Origin of the sequence: Nitrosospira sp. Nl5 (assembly GCF_900102495.1) — a bacterium.
Classification (GTDB): Bacteria; Pseudomonadota; Gammaproteobacteria; order Burkholderiales; family Nitrosomonadaceae; genus Nitrosospira.
Map to the genome: position 1 here is coordinate 148,867 of NZ_FMVQ01000005.1, position 17,026 is coordinate 165,892.

Annotated in this window: 20 protein-coding genes; 8 read left to right on the top strand and 12 right to left on the bottom strand. The window is 53.5% G+C overall.

Going from position 1 to position 17,026, the window contains the following annotated elements:
• The first annotated feature begins 45 nt into the window (after positions 1–45).
• Genes rpsP through rplS form a run of 4 tightly spaced genes read left to right on the top strand, consistent with a single transcriptional unit; the run spans position 46 to position 2,066 of the window.
• The gene (gene rpsP / locus BLP45_RS07115) at positions 46–312 is read left to right on the top strand and encodes a 30S ribosomal protein S16 (RefSeq protein ID WP_090371174.1); all 267 of its coding nucleotides are present in this window, start codon (positions 46–48) and stop codon (positions 310–312) included.
• 22 nt (positions 313–334) lie between these two features.
• The gene (gene rimM, locus BLP45_RS07120; protein ID WP_090371176.1) at positions 335–850 is read left to right on the top strand and encodes a ribosome maturation factor RimM; all 516 of its coding nucleotides are present in this window, start codon (positions 335–337) and stop codon (positions 848–850) included.
• A gap of 6 nt (positions 851–856) precedes the next feature.
• Positions 857–1,627 carry a tRNA (guanosine(37)-N1)-methyltransferase TrmD gene (gene trmD / locus BLP45_RS07125; protein ID WP_090371178.1) on the top strand — a complete coding sequence of 257 codons (771 nt, stop codon included), beginning with the start codon at positions 857–859 and terminating at the stop codon, positions 1,625–1,627.
• 40 nt (positions 1,628–1,667) lie between these two features.
• A complete protein-coding gene (gene rplS, locus BLP45_RS07130) occupies positions 1,668–2,066 on the top strand; it encodes a 50S ribosomal protein L19 (RefSeq protein ID WP_090371180.1) in 399 nt (132 codons plus the stop codon).
• Between the two features lie 216 nt (positions 2,067–2,282).
• On the opposite strand, the gene BLP45_RS07135 is transcribed toward rplS, so the two are convergent.
• The 5 genes from BLP45_RS07135 to BLP45_RS07155 all read right to left on the bottom strand — a co-directional run bounded on the left by BLP45_RS07135 (position 2,283) and on the right by BLP45_RS07155 (position 5,535).
• Positions 2,283–2,864 carry a c-type cytochrome gene (locus BLP45_RS07135; RefSeq protein WP_090371182.1) on the bottom strand — a complete coding sequence of 194 codons (582 nt, stop codon included), beginning with the start codon at positions 2,862–2,864 and terminating at the stop codon, positions 2,283–2,285.
• A gap of 165 nt (positions 2,865–3,029) precedes the next feature.
• On the bottom strand, positions 3,030–3,512 hold the full coding sequence (locus BLP45_RS07140; protein ID WP_090371184.1) for a DUF411 domain-containing protein: 483 nt from the start codon (positions 3,510–3,512) through the stop codon (positions 3,030–3,032).
• Positions 3,509–3,973, bottom strand: a complete 465-nt coding sequence (locus BLP45_RS07145; RefSeq protein WP_090371186.1) for a cupredoxin domain-containing protein — start codon at positions 3,971–3,973, stop codon at positions 3,509–3,511. Before BLP45_RS07145 ends, BLP45_RS07140 begins: the two co-directional genes overlap by 4 nt.
• A 325-nt stretch (positions 3,974–4,298) precedes the next feature.
• Entirely contained in the window at positions 4,299–5,276 is a 978-nt protein-coding gene (locus BLP45_RS07150) for a CorA family divalent cation transporter (RefSeq protein WP_090371188.1), read from the bottom strand.
• Positions 5,277–5,337: 61 nt separating this feature from the next.
• Entirely contained in the window at positions 5,338–5,535 is a 198-nt protein-coding gene (locus BLP45_RS07155; protein WP_090371190.1) for a hypothetical protein, read from the bottom strand.
• A 286-nt stretch (positions 5,536–5,821) separates the two neighbouring features.
• Here BLP45_RS07155 and BLP45_RS07160 point away from each other — a divergent pair, with 286 nt between their 5' ends.
• Entirely contained in the window at positions 5,822–6,574 is a 753-nt protein-coding gene (locus tag BLP45_RS07160; RefSeq protein WP_090371193.1) for a transporter, read from the top strand.
• A gap of 317 nt (positions 6,575–6,891) precedes the next feature.
• Positions 6,892–8,112: a hypothetical protein gene (locus BLP45_RS07165; RefSeq protein WP_090371299.1), complete on the top strand. Its 1,221-nt coding sequence runs from the start codon at positions 6,892–6,894 to the stop codon at positions 8,110–8,112.
• A 37-nt stretch (positions 8,113–8,149) separates the two neighbouring features.
• On the opposite strand, the gene BLP45_RS07170 is transcribed toward BLP45_RS07165, so the two are convergent.
• The 7 genes from BLP45_RS07170 to BLP45_RS07200 form a co-directional block, all read right to left on the bottom strand.
• Positions 8,150–8,710, bottom strand: a complete 561-nt coding sequence (locus BLP45_RS07170) for a pseudouridine synthase (RefSeq protein ID WP_090371195.1) — start codon at positions 8,708–8,710, stop codon at positions 8,150–8,152.
• 109 nt (positions 8,711–8,819) lie between these two features.
• Positions 8,820–9,392: a YggT family protein gene (locus BLP45_RS07175; protein ID WP_090371196.1), complete on the bottom strand. Its 573-nt coding sequence runs from the start codon at positions 9,390–9,392 to the stop codon at positions 8,820–8,822.
• A gap of 16 nt (positions 9,393–9,408) precedes the next feature.
• Complete coding sequence (proC, locus tag BLP45_RS07180) at positions 9,409–10,221, bottom strand: pyrroline-5-carboxylate reductase (protein WP_090371197.1); 813 nt, start codon at positions 10,219–10,221, stop codon at positions 9,409–9,411.
• A gap of 143 nt (positions 10,222–10,364) precedes the next feature.
• Positions 10,365–11,180: a bifunctional DNA-formamidopyrimidine glycosylase/DNA-(apurinic or apyrimidinic site) lyase gene (mutM, locus tag BLP45_RS07185; RefSeq protein ID WP_090371301.1), complete on the bottom strand. Its 816-nt coding sequence runs from the start codon at positions 11,178–11,180 to the stop codon at positions 10,365–10,367.
• 27 nt (positions 11,181–11,207) lie between these two features.
• The gene (locus BLP45_RS07190) at positions 11,208–12,563 is read right to left on the bottom strand and encodes a GldG family protein (protein WP_090371199.1); all 1,356 of its coding nucleotides are present in this window, start codon (positions 12,561–12,563) and stop codon (positions 11,208–11,210) included.
• A gap of 18 nt (positions 12,564–12,581) precedes the next feature.
• Positions 12,582–13,328 (bottom strand): ABC transporter permease, encoded by a 747-nt coding sequence (locus BLP45_RS07195; RefSeq protein WP_090371201.1) that lies wholly within the window; start codon positions 13,326–13,328, stop codon positions 12,582–12,584.
• A gap of 16 nt (positions 13,329–13,344) precedes the next feature.
• A complete protein-coding gene (locus tag BLP45_RS07200; protein ID WP_090371203.1) occupies positions 13,345–14,106 on the bottom strand; it encodes an ABC transporter ATP-binding protein in 762 nt (253 codons plus the stop codon).
• Between the two features lie 426 nt (positions 14,107–14,532).
• Here BLP45_RS07200 and BLP45_RS07205 point away from each other — a divergent pair, with 426 nt between their 5' ends.
• A complete protein-coding gene (locus BLP45_RS07205) occupies positions 14,533–16,260 on the top strand; it encodes a tetratricopeptide repeat protein (protein ID WP_090371205.1) in 1,728 nt (575 codons plus the stop codon).
• Between the two features lie 27 nt (positions 16,261–16,287).
• Positions 16,288–16,968, top strand: a complete 681-nt coding sequence (gene lolB / locus BLP45_RS07210; RefSeq protein WP_090371207.1) for a lipoprotein insertase outer membrane protein LolB — start codon at positions 16,288–16,290, stop codon at positions 16,966–16,968.
• The last annotated feature ends 58 nt before the right edge of the window (positions 16,969–17,026 follow it).

Here is a 17,026-nt window from a genome sequence, read left to right on the forward strand (position 1 = left end):
GTAAAATCACACCCTTTTCGGTTTCAGACCTCCATAGGCATATACATGGTCATTATTCGACTGGCGCGAAGCGGCGCCAAGAAGCGCCCATTTTTCAACATGGTAGTAGCAGATTCCCGCAATGCCCGTGATGGCAAGTTCATCGAGCGCATTGGCTTCTATAATCCCAGGGCGGCTGGAGGCGAAGAAGCGCTGCGTGTTCAACTGGATCGCGTTAACCATTGGCGATCGCACGGTGCGCAATTATCCGATACCGTGGCGAGACTGGTCAGGCAGTTCGGTGCAAAGGAAAAGCCTGCCGGAAGCAGCTAAGCCAGGCGACGCGGTTGAGCCGATGGTGGTGATGGGCCGCATTATCGGCCCCTTCGGTGTATTAGGCTGGGTCAAAGTTTTTCCCTATACCGAATATGTAGATGGATTGCTTGATTATCCGGTATGGTGGCTCGGCAAAGGCGATGGCGATTGGCGCGAGGTAAACGTTGCGGGTTGCGAAGTTCACGGGAGTATATTGACCGCTGTACTTGAGCAATGCGCTGACCGTACCGCGGCAATACGGCTAAAAGGCATGCAGGTCGCGGTCCCTCGCAGTCAATTGCCGGCCTTGGCAAAGAGTGGTAAAGACGGCTACTACTGGTCGGATCTGATCGGCCTTGCGGTCGTTAATCTGCAGAATGAAGAATTGGGAAAAGTGACGGGGTTACTCGAAACCGGCGCTAATGACGTGCTTCAAGTGCAAAGCCTGATGAAAGAAAGTGGAAGGGAAAGATTGATCCCTTTCGTCAGCCAGGTGATCATTAGCGTGGACTTGGATGCTTGCCGGATAATAGTGGATTGGGGCGTGGATTACTAACTCGCCATGACTTTCGAATTCGATGTCGTCACGCTGTTTCCCGAAATGTTCGACGCCGTCACCAAGCATGGCGTAACCGGCAGAGCGAAGGAAAATGCGGTTTACGGGTTGCACGCCTGGAACCCGCGCGACTTTACCGAGGATAATTACCGTACGGTGGATGACCGCCCTTATGGCGGTGGCCCCGGAATGCTGATGCTGGCGCAGCCGCTGGAAAAAGCCATCGCCGCGGCGATGGCCAGGCAGGCAGAGAATGGGGCTAACGGGGCGAAAGTGATCTATCTTTCCCCCCAGGGACGGCTCCTGAATCATGATGTGGTGATGGAGTTGTGTCAACTGCCGGCATTGGTGCTACTCTGCGGACGCTACGAAGGTGTGGATGAGCGGTTGATAGCGCGCCAAGTAGATGACGAAATCTCCATCGGGGATTATGTGCTTTCTGGCGGCGAACTTGCGGCAATGGTGCTGATAGATTGTATGGTGCGGCAAATGCCAGGCGTGCTGGGTGATTCGGAATCAGCCAGCCAGGATTCATTTGTAAGCGGACTTCTGGATTTTCCCCACTACACACGGCCCGAAATCTATCGGGGAAATATCGTGCCAGAAGTTTTAATGTCCGGCAATCATGCCAGAATCAAGCGCTGGCGTTTGCAGCAGTCGCTGGGCAGAACATGGCTGAGACGACCGGATTTGCTGGCGTTGAGAATCGAACGCGGCCTGACGGGAGAAGAAAAGAAATTGCTGGAAGAATTCAAACGTGCCTACGAAGACAATTAGAACTGATTGAAACCAAGCGAAATACAGCAAGGAGTAGCAAATGAACCTGATCGAACAACTTGAAAGTGAAGAAATTAGCCGCCTTGGCAAGACGATTCCGGATTTCGCCCCTGGGGACACGGTGATTGTTAGCGTCAAAGTGGTGGAAGGCGATCGTAAACGCGTACAAGCTTATGAAGGTGTTGTCATCGCCAAGCGCAATCGGGGTCTCAATTCGGCCTTTACCGTGCGCAAAGTATCCAGCGGGGAAGGTGTAGAACGAACGTTTCAGACCTATTCGCCGCTGATTGCCAACATCGAGATCAAGCGTCGCGGCGATGTCCGCCGCGCCAAGCTTTATTTCCTGCGGGATCGTTCCGGCAAATCGGCGCGTATCCGCGAGAAACTTCCTGCGCGTGCCTCAGTAAAAAAGGAACCACAGAAAGCAGAGTCAGCATAAGCTTTCAATCTGTAGCGGCGGTTGAACGCACAGCGAACCCGCCATAAATTTGAAAATCAGGTGGCAAAGTTGCAAATGGGGGGCAAATCCCCTTGTGGACGATAGGGCCGCCCCAAAGAATGCGTGAAGAACGAGCGGTTAACCGCCGGGTTCAGGTATATCGGCAACGACCGCAGGTCGAATGGACCGAATGAACTTGGCGCACCAACTCAGCACTCAACTCTTTGGGGGCTCCGGCTTATGCTCAATCTCCTTATCCCAGACCTCGTAGACCTCATCCGACCACAATGACTTGATCCAGACAATCACGTCATCGATTTGCTGATTGGTCAACTTGCCCTCCCACGCAGGCATACCGCCGCCATCAGCCGGACTGCCTTCCCGAATCATTCTTTCCAGTGTCTCCGTTGAGTGATGCCAGGCATGGGCGCTATCGTCTAGAGGCGGCGGAGGATACCTTCCGTCAGCTCCCGGAATTCGCCAGCCTGGAGTCGCTTCCCCCTTCGGTCCATGGCAGGCTGCACAGTTTGCCTGATAAACGGCCTCGCCACGCTTGATTTTCTCCGGGTCTAAATTACGCGCCGCCAAATTTTTTGGGGGCGTAACCGGGACCGCGGCAGAGGGCGTGGGCTCAACGGCAGAAGGCGCCGGGGCAGCAGCAGATGGCGCTGATTCTACCGCGGGGGAAGCGGGTGCAGCGGTGGGCGCCGCCGATGTTGGAGCCGGCGGCTTCGATTCGCCGCAGCCCGCAATAAACCCCGCTATCACTCCCGCCAGAAGGATATATCGAGCACTCATGACTGCTCGATGTTCGTACCAACCACTCCTTGCCTTCCATGCGCAATACTCGAATCCCATTGATGCTGCGTGTTACCGTAATTCATGACATCCCTCAGGTAAGAAAAGCGTGATTGCTAGCTATAGTGGCGGCGACAGCATCGTCAAGATATGGATTCACGCTCTTTACTTCAGCTTCATCACAGAATCTTTCGGATCAGATGGAAGATGGCGACTATATACCGTTGTATCGCCTTGCTTATCGATCAAAAGTACATTGTATGGGTCGCTACGCGCGCCTTCCATGCCAGGAGAACCGTGAGGCATGCCGGGAACAGCCAGGCCAATGGCACGGGGACGTTCCTTGAGAAACCGTTTCACATCCTGTGCCGGCACGTGGCCCTCAATTGCGTACCCATCAACCAGGGCGGTATGGCACGAGCCGAGCGTAGTTGAAATGCCCGCACGTTCACGTGCTTCCTTGTTGCCTACATCGTGGGTATTGACGGTAAATCCGTGGGCACGCATATGGTCAACCCATTTTGCGCAGCATTTACAGGTCGAGCTCTTGTAGACGTCAATTGTTGTTGCGGCGGCATGAGTGCCGACACCTGATAAGGCGATGATGATAATCGATCCCGCCAGGAATGTGCGAATGGGTGTTTTCATTTGGCCTCCACGTCGATGGTTCCTTTCATACCTGAAAAATTCATGCCTTTGAAATGACCTGGCATCGGGCAGGCAAAGTTAACCGCGCCGGCTTCGGTGAAATGCCACACCAGTTCCCCGGTCTCTCCTGGGTTGATCGTGATCATGTTGGGTTCATCGGGGTGTTCCTTATCGGGAAATTTTTTCATCATTTTGCCATGCTTATCAATTTCCTCCGGGGTGCCAATCATCATCTCATGCTTTTTCTTGCCAGCGTTCTTCAGCATAAATTTTATCGTTTCACCCTGTTTTACCTTTATTTCAGATGGTTTGAAACGATTCTCCACCATTGTTATTTCAATGGTGCGTGACACCTTGCCGGGATCGCCGGGACTGCCAACAGATGTGGCTTCTTCAGTGGCAAGCGCACCGGTTGAAATCAGGCTTAAAATTAGAGCAGATGTGATCGAAAGCTTTTTCATATGATTTCCCCCTTCCGGCAGGGATCCCAAGTAAATTTTATTACGGGCGCGCTACAGGCATACTTTTATAAGTGTGGGAGCGTCTTTCGATGCCTCCGGAAATCATTAATGGGTTTCAGCTGACTGATTCTCCGTGAAAGATTGAAGGCAGCGCTTGGCGGAAAACCTCCGTATAAACAGTATACACCCCGCTATCAAAAATTAAATACCTGGCGCAGGATCGGAAAACGTAACGTCTCGCTGTTGGTAGACCGGGGAAGCGGGTTGAGAGTTCCTATCCTTCAACTCGTCGGCAATTGCCCAAAAAAATGTGGATGCCCTCGGCTCATCGTAACCAACCCTTACTTTTTATATATAACAGCGGTAGCAGGGCGGCCGTTAACGTAAGGATCATCGAATAAATAAATCCGTGCTTCCAGGAAAGCTCGGGCATCACAGCGAAGTTCATGCCGTAGAAGGTGCCCACCAGTGTAGGCGGCAGAAAAACAGCGGTGATGATCGTGAAGACTTTGACGATCTGGTTCTGTTTGATGTTGAGAATATTCGTGACGGCGTTTTGGAGGTAACGCACTTTCTCATGCTCGAAGTAGGCATGCTCCTTGACTCCTGCGACATCCTCGGCGAGTTCGGTTGTTAATACCTGCAACTCTGCCTCGGTCACGTTATCAATCTCGCTATTGAGGTAACGCACCGTCCGCGCCAGCGATAGCTGGGCTTCCAGGCAACGCGAAATCAGCTCTTCTTTTTCGTTAAGATCCTGCATCGTACCGATGAGATCCGGCACGCCCAGCTCCTTGCCAACGGCATTGTACCCATCGGATATTTCAGAAATCTCCTCGGCACTTCGCTCCAGTTCATCCGCGATCCGGTCTATGACGGCGTCGGCGCTATCGTTGGCCACTTGTAATAATAGCCGCAATACCGCCTTTGCACTTTTGACATGATCCGGTTTCCGGTTCATGCGTTGCAAGGCGAATTCAAATGGATGAAAATCAGAGTCCCCGCAAAGAATTGCCACAACCTGTTCCCCCAGGACGAAGGTTACGTCTCCAAACCCCGGGATCGCATCGGCGCCCAATGCGAGCAGCTTGGAGCGCATATACATGAAAGTCCCGTCATCCGTGACACTGCTGTTTTGTGGGCCGGTATCGATGCCGAAGCGCCGGCCCAGGTCCGCTGTTTCCTCAGCCGTCGGTGCATTGATTTCAAGCCAAACCACGTCCTTGTCGTTTGCTGGCTGCGGTAGCCCCTGAATGATGGAAAGCGACTGGTTGTTTCTAACTCTGATAATGCTGCGGATCATGATAAATTTCCCCTTTCTTCCGGATCATGCGATAAGCAGGCCTGCTTGCTCCCAGACTCATTCATTCTTTAATCTGCCGGGAGCTCCTTTCGTTATGGGAAGGCGATGTCGACGACGTTACCGTTTCCTGCTCGGCGGGCTGGATGTAATGCACCACTGTCATCACGATCGCGAGCAACAAATACAATACGACCACAGCCAGGATCACCTCGTTTTCGAGGCTCCTGTTGTGTTGCTGGGAATGACTTTTTTTAAACATGGCGGATTCCTGGTTTCGTAGTTGTTTTATAAGCGTATCACGGCAGAAAGGCCGGGGACAGAGTCACAGGCCCAGCAGAGAACTGACGATGCCGGAGCCCGCTCTCGATTTGGCCGACCATAAAGGTAACATCGATCTGTATTCGGTCGACGCGGATTCGAATTCGAAATCCAACTTGAAGGAACGGATTTTCCTGGTGCGCCAAGTTTCAGCGACCAGCCGAGTGCGCGTAGGGAGCTAGTTTTAGACGTCAAATTCCAAGTCAGGTTATGCTCGCCTGCGCTACATGATACAGCTCATACGACATCGAACCATCGCTTCGCTGACCTTGGCGTTAGTGCTGCTGATGACTCAGAGCGGGGCACACGCCATTCGCCCATTTGTCACGGACGACGCACGTGTGGTGGGTTCCCGGCTCGGTCAAGTCGAGTCGTGGTTCGTCTTGGATAGACAAGAGAGTGCACACAACACACTTTTCGCAATAGGTCCCACGAATTGGCTCGAAATTACTTCTGGTTTCACTCACGGTGGCGGCTACAGAGGTGCTGAGAGTAACTATGGTGTTACAGGGGGAATTTTGCAGGTGAAAGCGCTCGTCCGCGAGACCAAGCCAAACGATTGGCCGGGAGTGGCTTTTGCGGCTGGTGTGATACCTCCATTCGGTTCTGGTTCGGTAACGCCGGATGGGGTCGGTATGTTTGGCTATGCCGCGCTGTCGCAATCCTTCTTCAAGGACGACCTGCTATTCCACGCCAATCTCGGTGTTGCCACCATCAAAGAAGCAATGCAATGGAAGCCAACGTTGACAGCGGGCCTCGGTTTTCAGGCAAGGCTCATAGGGAAGTTTCATTCCGTTGGAGAGATTTACCGCGGCGATCCATATGACCCGACCATGAGAGTGATGGCTACACAGGTGGGGTTCAGGCACGTCTTCGGACCCAATTTTCAGATTGACGGAACGATTGGCTCGACGCTCGAAGGTCATTCACAACAATGGTTTTCAATAGGCGTTCGCATTGTGAGTTTCGAGCTCTGGTAGACCCTAGTCCCCGCTATCCCCACCGGTTAGCACGCCGGGCAATAGGTCTAAATATACATTACAAATATGCCTTTCAGCGGACTGGCGTGTTGCATCCCCCTACGGAAATGGCGGCAAAACCCACTTGCGGCAAAATTTCGCAAACCGAATCCCGTAGTGCTCGGTATACTAGTGCTCGGTATACTAATTGCCGGTTGTTTAACCATGCTTTTGCCAGCACTGTTGTTTCATGGACCTTTACTCCGGCCTGAATCCCTACGTTGGGTGCCTCGATTATCCTTTATTGGCGTGGCAATCTGAACGCTCATTGCTTGACGATGAAAATAAGCCGCACGAATGTCTTCTACCTTCAGCATTTACTATGGTCGCTGCCGTGTATTGGGTTGTTACTCGCGCTCCCCGGCTGTGTATCGCCCATCGCGCTCAACCGCGCTGTTGGCGCTTATGACGATGCCATTACCAGCGCGGCGTCCAAGCAGCTGTTGACGAATATCGCTCGCGCCCATCACCATCAGCCCATCCATTTCACTGGCGTATCAAATGTCGCGGCCACCTTCGATTTTCGCTTTAATGCCGGGGCTACGCCCGCGCTGGGGGGGCTAGCCGGACAGGTGCTGATGCCGATATTCGGCGGGAGTGTTGCGGAAAATCCCACCATCAGCATCGTACCGATAGAGGGAGAAGAGTTTACCAAGCGGCTCCTCACCCCGTTTCAGCAAAGCAAACTCACCCTTCTGCTCCGTCAGCGTTTTGATATCGATCTCTTGCTGAGACTGATGGCACAGGAAGTGCGCATTCAGCACCAGGCACAGCAGATTGCTTATCGCAACACGCCTTCTGATCAGCCGGGCTATGAAATGTTCCGCCGCGTGGTGCTGCATTTGTCGGCCATTCAGGATCAAAACCAGCTCTATGCCGAACCGCTGACCTTGGAACGCACCTGGACAATTCCCGGCGGTTCGATTACAGCAGAAGGTTTTCAAGCTCTGGAGAGAGAGTTTGTCCTGCGCTACAACAAGCAGGATAATAGCTATACGCTTCGCAAACAGGTGGCGGGACCTATCCTCATCACCAACTATAATCCGAATACCTTGTCTTCAGACGAGCGCGCGCGGCTGAGCGATGAGGTGGAAGCGTGGAGTATGAACGATGTCGCTTTCGACATCCGACCAAACCATCCTGGCGGAGATTGGCCTGTTAGAGGAGCCTTCCGGCTCAGAAGCTTCCATGCAATTCTCAGTTTCCTCGGCCGGTCCATCGGCGACGAGCCGGAGTACCATATCGAGAAGGACATCCGGACGCCGCCGATCAAGGGCGGCGAAAACCCAATTTCCACGATGGGACTGATTGTGTCCGACTCGCAACCCTCGGAAGCCGATCTATCGATTCACTCGCACGGCCGCTATTACTCGGTGGGTACCGTGGGTCCGCTCGCCCGCTGGAACCGAGACGCCTTCCAGATGTTGTATCTCCTGTTTCAGATGACGATTACCGATATTCCACGCCATGGGGTACCAAGTATCACGATCGCGAAATAATACGTTTCCCCTGAGAATCGCCGTGGACATTAGCGGCCTATTTTAAAGCGGCGGTCGTCTGTTCCGAGAAGCGCCACTCGCCTGGCGCAATGCCATGCAGCGAATATGGCCCGACAGCATAGCGGATCAGACGCAGCGTAGGGAAGGATACGGCCGCAGTCATGCGCCGCACCTGGCGGTTTTTGCCTTCTTTGAGCGTCAGTTCAATCCATGAAACAGGAATATTTTTACGCGAGCGAATGGGTGGCGTACGCGGCCAAAGACTATCGGGTTCATCCATTACGCTTACTTGTGCAGGCATTGTTTTGAAACCGCTCAGTGTCACGCCCTGTCGCAGCTTATTCAACGCAGCTTCATCCGGTACGCCCTCCACTTGGACCCAATACGTTTTGGATAGCCCGTGCCTGGGGTTGCTGATTTTGTTCTGCAATTTGCCATTATCAGTCAGCAGCACCAGGCCTTCGCTATCGGCATCGAGCCGCCCCGCGGGATAAAAGCCGGGCAACTGGATGAAGTCCTTTAGAGATTTGTAGCCGGCCTCCGGGGTGAACTGGCAAATGACTCCGTAGGGCTTGTTGAAAAGAATGAGAGGGGGCATTTTTTGAGCTGGACACATAGCGGCGGAAAGGATGTGGTTTGAGGATAGCGCTCTGGAAGTCATGGAGAAGCGCGATCAGGGAAGCCAGCTAATTGCCGAACAAAAATGATCAGAACAAACGGGCGATTTCCCGCTGCAGTTGCGCCACGACAAACAGCAGTAGCTGAATGACGATCAGCACGAAAAGCGGCGACAAGTCCACGTTGCCGATGGGAGGAATGCGCCTACGAATACCACCCAGGAATGGGCGCGTGAAACTGTCGAGCGTCGGGGCCAACGGGTTGTGCGGGCTGAACCACGAAAGTACCGCCTGTATGATTATCGCCACCAGGATAATGTAGAGCGTCATTTTAATGATTTCCATCAATCCCTGCAGCGCTATTCCCGCAACGGCGATACCGATAGTGGAAGTGAAATCGTAACCCTGAAGCATATGCACCCCCGCCAGCAGAATGCATTGCGCAAGCCATGCCAGCAGCAACGTGGAAAGATCCATTCCCTTGAATCCAGGGATCACCCGGCGTGCGGGCCGTACGATAAAATTGGTAAGTGCGACGAGAAATTGCGACAGCGGGTTGCGATAGGGAGCGCGCAGCAGTTGCATATAAAAACGCAGCAGCAGCGCCAACGAAAACAATCCCAGCAGGGTGTCGAGCAGGAATATCAGTATCTGGTTAAGCATCAGTGTTTCCTAAAATTCAGTTTCTGCCAAACTCATCGCCCAATTCACGCGAGCGCTTATTTGCCGCATGCATCGCACGTATGACGGCATTCTTGACTCCATCTTTTTCCAGAGACTCTATCGCGCGTTCCGTGGTGCCGCCCTGTGAAGTTACCCGGGCGCGCAGCACGGCAACGCTTTCATCGCTTTGACTTGCGAGCCCGGCCGCCCCGAGAAAGGTCTCCAGGCTCAGCAGCCTTGCCTGGGCCTCAGTTAGCCCTAATTCCTGTCCCGCCTTCTGCATTGCTTCGATGAAATAGAAAACATAAGCCGGCCCGCTGCCGGAAAGGGCAGTCACCGCATCCAGCAACTCCTCGCGCTCAACCCATAGCACGGAACCTACCGCAGCAAGTATGGCCTCCGCATCGTGTCTTTCCTCCGTACTCACACCAGGCAGAGCATAGAGACCAGTGACCCCCGAGCGAACCAGCGCAGGCGTATTGGGCATGGCCCGCACCACGTGTTCGTACCCGCCCAGCCAGCGGGAGATATCAGTGGCGCGAATACCCGCAGCGATGGAAATGACCAGATGATTTCCGAGCAGTGCCGCAAGCTCCTGCGCCACGATTGGGAGTTGCTGCGGCTTCACAGCCAGCAGGACGGCATCGCTATTGGCCACGCCTTCGGCAAGCTCCGCCACCGCTTCCACGTTAAACTCATGTTTTATTTTCTCGCGCCCTTCAGCGTTGATTTCCACTACACGTAGTTGCGCAGGCAGGTAACCCCGCTGCAGCAGTCCGCCGATCAAGGCTGACGCCATGTTGCCGCCGCCGATGAAAGTGATGTTCATGCGGTCCTATAATCCTGTGCGAAGTTTTGTAAATGGCGATGATATACCCTGGCAGCCTGTCGACTTAAAGAAAATCGGCTACAAAAGGGCGCGAAGGCCGCAAAGGCCGCAAAGGCCGAGGGCTGGCCCATATTTCTCTATGCCTATTTTTGACAACGCGGACAATAAAAACTTGAACGCTGTCCCTGCCTGATCTGGACGATGACAGCGCCGCACTTTCGGCAGGGCTGCCCGGTTCGGTGATACACCCAATACTGCTGCTGGAAATAGCCGGGATTGCCGTCGCTGTTGACGAAATCGCGCAAGCTGCTGCCGCCGGCTTCTATCGCGAGGTGGAGTGTCTCCTTTATCGCCCGCGCTAGTTTGCCGTACCTGCTTACGCCAATTCGTCCCGCCGACGTAGTGGGATTGATGCCCGCATGGAAGAGCGCTTCGCTGGCGTAAATGTTGCCGACGCCGACCACAATACGGCTGTTCATCAGGACCTCCTTGATGCTGGCGGTACGGCGCCGGGTTTTTTCGTATAGCAAATTTCCATTGAATGCAGCGGTAAGCGGTTCAGGCCCAAGTCGAGCCAATAACGCATGGTGTGCGACATCGGCGGTTTCCCACACAATTGCGCCAAAACGTCGCGGGTCCTTCAACCGCAAGACTGTGTCATTATCTAAAATCAGATCGACGTGATCATGTTTTTGCGGCGGGGTTGCGGCAGGCAGCAATCTCAGGCTGCCGGACATTCCGAGATGCAGGATCAGCGTCCCTTTGCCACAGTCGAATAAGAGGTATTTTCCACGTCGCATCACCTTGCTGATTTCCTGCCCGCAAAGCATGCCTCCCAGATCGTGTGGTACCGGCCAGCGCAAGCTCGGGTTTCGTATGGTAGCGCCAATAAGGCGGCGTCCCTCAAGATGGGATACGATACCGCGACGGATGACTTCGACTTCAGGGAGTTCAGGCAATTGGAACATCCCTGTAAAATTTTGGCCTCATCTTCTTCTCCGGCGCCACCAAATAATCGCGCCGCTGGTCAAAAACACGAATGGAAGGATGATGAGGAAGCCGCCGGCAATGATGATTAGCGCCGGCTCGCTTAACATCACGCTGCTGTCGATAGTGGCCCGAGGCTGAATAGTGATAAGATTTTCGTCACCGGCGAGCCAATTGACGAGATTAATGCCGAAATCCAGGTTGTTGCCGTTACCGAGATAAGTATTGGCAAGAAAATTTCCGCTGCCGATGACGGCGATGCGCTGCTCGCGGTCTTGCCAAATGCGGCTAAGGGCGGCGGCGATACTGACGGGACCGGACACATCGTACATTTTGTCGAAGACGACCTCGGAATCCAGCTTGCCGGTTTCCACCCATCCGCTTTGGGCAGCCTCCACCAGCGAAACGCTATGCCATTCCTTGTTTTCATTGATGGTTATCTGCCGGGCAAAAGGAAACATCGTAATATAATCGAAATTGTGCGTGACCGGATGCTGTCCGTAATTCGCACCCAGCGCGAAAGTGATGGGCAATTTTAGCTTCTGAGCTTGAGGATCAACCACCACGCCGGATGTGAGCGTCAGTTCCAGTTTCTCGGCCAGCGGCTGGAGCCCTCGCAAAGGTTGCTGATCGATTAGCCACAATAGATTGCCGCCCCGGGCGATATACGAAAGCAGCTTGTCCACTTCTCCCTCCGACAGATCAACTTGTGGCGAGGCAATAACGAGCATGCTCGCATCCGCCGGCACATCGCGGTCAATAGAAAGATTGAGCGTCTCGATCTTGAAGCCTTTGGTCGCTAGTTGCCTGCCAAATTCTCCCATGTCATGGCTGGAGATACCGTCCAGCTTGCGTTCGCCGTGGCCGGTGAGCGTCATCACCCGCTTTTCCCTTGAACGCGCCAGCCGCATCAGTAGACTGCTTAACGCTTGTTCATTGAAAGTGGTGAGGTGTTCGCGCCTGCCTTCAAACGCTACCACCATTTCCCCATTAACATGAACTCCCGCGTCCTGCGTGAGCTTTGGCTGCTCGACCGGATCAATGAACGTGACTGTGAAATCGGGTTTTGCGCGCTGGTAACGTGCGAGAAACTCACCGATAATTTTACGAATATCCCCCAGTTTCGCGTCTTGCGCCGTTGCGTAGACGGTAATGCTGACCGGACCGCTAACCTTTTCCAGTACCTCCAGGCTTGCCTGGCTTAAACTGTGGCGTCCGTTCTGGCTGACATCCCACTGGACGCGGGTTTTCCACGCCAGGTAGCCCAGCGACACGACGAACAATATCAGCAGCACGACAAGCACGCCATTTTGCACCTGCCAGTGCGTCCGCAGTTTATCAGTCACTGTGATCATTGATACACCTGCACGGTTTCAACCACGTAGCCGTTCTCCGTCCAGTCGGCGAACGGACAACACCAGAAAGACGGTAATAAACAGTGAAAAGTACGCGAGATCGAACGTGTCAATCATGCCTCGATTGAAATTCCCATAATGCTCGAGGAGAGAAAAGTTGCGCGTAATGCTCTCTTTTTCGTCTCCCGCGCCAATGTCTATTACCCACAATCCCAGCAGTGCGCCCAGCGTGCCGGAAGCCGCAATCGCCGGATGGGCGGTGAGGCAGGAAATATAAAGCCCGAGAGAGGCAAAGCACGCGGAGATCAAGAATATGCCAAAGACATTGCTCAGCAATAAGCCGAAATCCAGGGTGCCGCCTGCCAGTAGAGAAATCGACAGTGCCACCACCAGCGTTATCACAGCTGAAAAGAAGACCATCAAACCGAGAAATTTTCCCAGTACGATGTCGGTCATGGAAATGGGCGCGGAAATGAGAAGAGTCATGGTGTGGTTACGGCGCTCCTCAGCAATGAGCCGCGCCGTTAAAACGGGTGTGACCATCAACAGCATTACCGCAGCCATGGAGAATACCGGTGCAATAATTGTCTCCGTCACTCCCGGTGGATTGGCGATGGCCACCAGTTGCGGCTGGATTTGCAGAAAGGTATCGAGATGGGCGAGAAAAATCCAGGTCAGCACTAATTGCACCAGCGCAAGCAGTATCCAGGCCAGCGGCGAGCTAAACAGAATTTTCAGTTCCTTCCGGGCAATGGTGAAAATCACAGGGAAATGATGAAAATCACAACGATGAAAAACTCTCGGAAATTTTTGGATTCATGGTGAATCGTGTGAATACCTCCTCCAGGCTTGTTCCTTTCAGTTTTAGTCCGTCGACAGAGCCGCAAAACACGACGCGGCCCTCGTGTACGATCTGCACCCGGTCACAGATGCTTTCGACCTCCGGCAGGATATGGGTCGAGAGAATGACGCTGTGCTCGGAGCCCAGTTCACGAATGAGGGTGCGAATTTCGCGGATCTGGTTAGGATCGAGCCCCACGGTTGGTTCATCAAGGATGATTACATCGGGATTATGAATAATTGCCTGCGCGATTCCGATCCGCTGCTGATAGCCTTTCGACAGCGAGCTAATCAGCCGTTTGGCTGAATCATTCAGCCCGCAGCGTTGTATCACTTTATCCACGGCAGAATCAATACTTGGGCTGTTTATTCGATGCAATCTGCCGGCGAAATGCAAGTATTCCCGCACGGTCAATTCCCGGTAGAGCGGAGGTGTTTCGGGTAGATAACCAATGCGTGCCTTCGCGTCACGGGGCTTATCCAGCAAGTCTATCCCACAGATCTCAATGCTCCCCGCAGTCGGCGCGAGATTGCCGGTGAGCATGCGCATGATGGTGGTCTTGCCCGCGCCGTTGGGACCAAGAAACCCCAGTACTTCTCCACGCTTCAGTTCCAGGTCGATTTCCCGCACGGCGACGTGTGCATCGAAGTTACGGCACAAGCCGCGGACCGAGACGGTTACAGGGACAATTTGTTCAGCCATAAAAACATTCTGCCATTTTGAATCGTCTGGAGCCGCTCCTTGCGGGTATTAATTGCCTTCCATATTTCTTTGGTGCATATAAGGTCGCACTTGGAACTTTGAATTTATAAGGCTGCCATATAAGCATGTCGCAAACACCCCGACTGACAGCCTGTCCGAGTTGAAGAAATCGCCTGCAGAAGCGCTGGGCCGATTCATATTTCGCGGCTTTTTCGGCAAATAGAGCAACTATTCGCCCTCAAAATCCTCAAAATCTGTCCTCGCCCGGTCACGCATTCGCTTCAAGTCTCAAAGCCCGGCAATTGCTAGTTGGCAATGTGCACTTGTGATAAGCGGAAAATATACCTAATATGTGCGATGTATTGAAAGCCAATCCAGCCTCTTATTTCCTTATTTGCTTTATTTCGAACCTGTCTGGATTTCCCCATGAATCTTAAAATACCTGGCGCGCTGCTGCTGCTTTTTCTCTCCGCCTGTGCGCAGATTCTGCCTAAGCCCACGGCCGATGCCGACAAGCGGGCGGAGCGGAGTCAAGCTGCTGGAAAGTCAAAATTACCCAGTCAGGATTTGACCGCGCCCATGCTGTTCGATTTCCTGCTGGGAGAAACGGCCCTGCAGCGCGGCGAACAGGATATAGCGAGCCGCACTTATCTCAAACTCGCGCGGACGACCCGCGATCCCCGTGTCGCCCAGCGTGCCACCGAGATCGCGCTTCATTCGCGTCAACCCGTGATGGCGCTTGAAGCAGCAAAAATCTGGGTGGAACTTGATCCGAATTCGGTAACTGCCCGCCAAACGGTGGCGGCGCTGCTGGTGAACGCCGACAGATTGGAGGAAGCGCGGCCCCATCTGGAGAAATTGCTGGCCTCGGAGGGGGGTAGCATCGACGAGGCCTTTATGCAACTGAATAGTTTGCTGGCCCGCAACTCCAATAAAAGTGCGACATTCGAACTGGTAAAACAACTTGCACAGCCCTATCCTAAGCTGCCGGAAGCGCATTTCGCGGTGTCTCAGGCTGCCTGGTTTGCCAACAATTTTGATGTTGCGCTGGCTGAAATGAAGCAGGCATTAGCATTGCGTCCGGACTGGGAGATAGCCGCAGTTTATCAGGGACGGATCCTGGCGCGCACTTCCAATGCCAGCGCTCTCGAATTTTATGAAGACTATCTCAAGGCCCATCCCAAGGCCAACGATACGCGCATCACCTATGCCCGGTTATTGCTGGCGGAAAAAGATTATATCAAGGCGCGCGACCAATTCCAGAAATTGCTGGAGGAAAATCCGGGTAACGCCGACGTCGCTCTGGCGGTGGGTTTGCTCTCCCTGGAATTACGCGAATATGATACCGCCGAGTTGAATTTTAAGAGGGCCCTGGAGCTGGGTTACAGGGATCCAGGCATGGTGCGCTTTTATCTCGCCGGAATTTATGAAAAAACCGAGCGTATCGATGCAGCGATGGAATGGTATCGCTCAGTGACGGCCGGCAATCAATATATTCCGGCACAAATCAGATATGCCATTCTGCTCACCAAGAAAGGCAAAGCGGATGAGGCCCTCCAGTATTTGCAACAATTGCCGGCTACGAATAATCAGCAACGTGCTCAGCTGATCATTGCCGAAGCCCAATTACTGCGTGAAACGGGCGCCTATCAGAAGGCTTTTCAGCTGTTGAGCAGTGGCCTTGAAAAACTGCCAGACTTCGCCGAGTTGCTCTATGACCGAGCCTTGGCGGCGGAGAAGATCGGCAAATCCGATATCATGGAACAGGATTTACGCAAGCTGATTCAATTGAAACCCGATCATGCGCATGCTTATAATGCCCTCGGTTATGGTCTTGCAGAGCATAGCAACCGCAGTCGCCTGCCGGAAGCGCTGGAACTCATTGAAAAAGCTATCGCGCTATCCCCCAACGACCCTTACATCCTGGATAGCCTGGGTTGGGTGCATTATCGCATGGGTAATCTTAATCAAGGCCTGAGTTACCTGCGGCAAGCGTTCGGGATGAATCCTGACCCGGAAATTGCAGCCCACCTGGGCGAAGTTCTGTGGGTACAGGAAATGAAGGAAGAAGCGAAAGAAGTCTGGCGGTCGGCCCTCGAGAACAATCCCGGTAACGAGGCGTTGATCAACACCATGAAGAAATTCATGAAGTAGTGCAGTGCGGCAGAAAGGTAATGGAGCATGCTTGTGAAAAGCCGGTTCAGTCTGGCCCGGCTGTTTTTTCTTTTAAACAAGCGGATCGATGTCCCATGGTGGGGGCTGATTGCATGTGTGCTGCCTTTTGCCGCATGCACCACCCTTCCCCCTAAAAATAACATAGTCAGCACCATCGTTACCGAGCCTGGGGCGGGCGCGGCGGACACAGAACCAGCGAATTTCGGGCTAGTTGGCAGAGTCTCGGTGAAGGGCGGCAAAGAAAGTTTCTCTGGCGGAATTCAGTGGCATCACACCGAAAGTACCGATGAAATTCTTCTGCTTTCTCCGCTCGGGCAGACGCTAGCGCAGATTCGGGGCGATCCGGAGGGCGTATACCTGACGACCTCGGAGCAGGAAAGCTATTACGCCGCCGACGTGGAAAGCCTGACTGAACAAGTGCTGGGATGGCGTCTCCCCCTTGCAGGTTTGCAATATTGGGTACGAGGCATGAATTCGCCCGCGACAGCCGCCGAGATAGACATGGATGCTAACGCACGCGTAGCGGCTATCCGGCAGGACGGATGGGAGATTAGTTATTTAAGCTATTTTCCGATGGTCCAGACGCAAATGCCGGCGCAAATTGCGGAACCGAAATTGTTGATGCTTAACCGTGGCAGCCTTCAAATAAAACTGGTAATAGATCATTGGGACCCGGGCAAACTCTGAACCTGAACCTATTGATCCCGTATTTTTCGGCGCATTTATCAGTTCACTCCATGACTCT